The organism is Cellulomonas pasadenensis, from assembly GCF_047229365.1.
Lineage (GTDB): Bacteria > Actinomycetota > Actinomycetes > Actinomycetales > Cellulomonadaceae > Cellulomonas.
Genome location: NZ_JBFTEP010000286.1, coordinates 1 through 905 on the forward strand (window position 1 = coordinate 1; position 905 = coordinate 905).

The 905-nt window shown below is 83.3% G+C and carries 1 pseudogene; it reads right to left on the reverse strand.

The features are described 5' to 3' along the window. Positions 1-810, reverse strand: a pseudogene (locus AB6N23_RS18495) (hypothetical protein); the annotation flags it as partial. Between the last annotated feature and the right edge of the window lie 95 nt (positions 811-905).

Genomic DNA, 905 nt, shown 5'->3' on the forward strand with positions numbered 1-905 from the left:
CGCCTCGGGCTCCTCGGCGGCGGGAGCGCCCGACGGCGCCTCGGCCGCCTCGGCGGGCGCCTGGTCGGCGGCCTCCTGCTCCGCCGTCTGCGCCGCCTGCGAGATCTCCTCCGGCGAGCCGGCGGCGACCTGCGCGCGCCGGCGGCGCGGCCGGGCCGACGGGTCGGGCGCCTGGAACAGCACGGCCGTGGTCGCGAGGCGGGCCCGCGCGGGCGCGCTCGTCGTGGGAGCCGGCTCGGCGCCGGTCTGCCCGGTGCCCGGCCGGTCGGCGCGCGGCTGACCGAGCTCGGCGAGCACGTCGAGCTGCGGGGCCGGCCGGTCCTCCGTGCCCGCCTCCGCGGACGGCGCGGGGCGCGCGGCGGTGGTCTCGAGCGCGGCGTCGATGCTGGCGTCGTCGACCGACGCGGCGGCACGCCGCGACGCACGACGACGGGGGGCCTTCTTCGCCGGCTGCTCGGCGACCGGGGCGTCCGCGGGGGTGTCGGCGGAGGCGTCCTGCCCGGCGGCCGTGGCTGCCGGCGCGTCGGCGACGTCGGCGGCGGCCGCGGCCTCGACGGGTGCGGCGTCGGCGGCCGGGGCCTCGACCGGTGCGGCGGTCTTGCGGCGGCTGCGCCGTGCCTTGGGGGCGGGCTCCTCGACGGGCGCCGGCTCGGGCACGACGTCGGGCTCCGGGGCCACCTCGGCCTCGGCGACCTCGGCGGCGGCCTCGTCGGTCGGCTCCTCCTCGACGGCCTCGTCGACCGGGGCGTCGGCGGCCACGGGCGCCGGGGCGTCCTGCGGCGTGTCGGCGAGGACCACGGTGCGGGTCACGCGACGCGAGCGCCGCGGACGGGCGGGGGCCGCTGGGGCCTCCGCGGGCGGGGTGCCGACGTCGCCGGCCGGCGAGGTGGCGGCCGCCTCCGCGG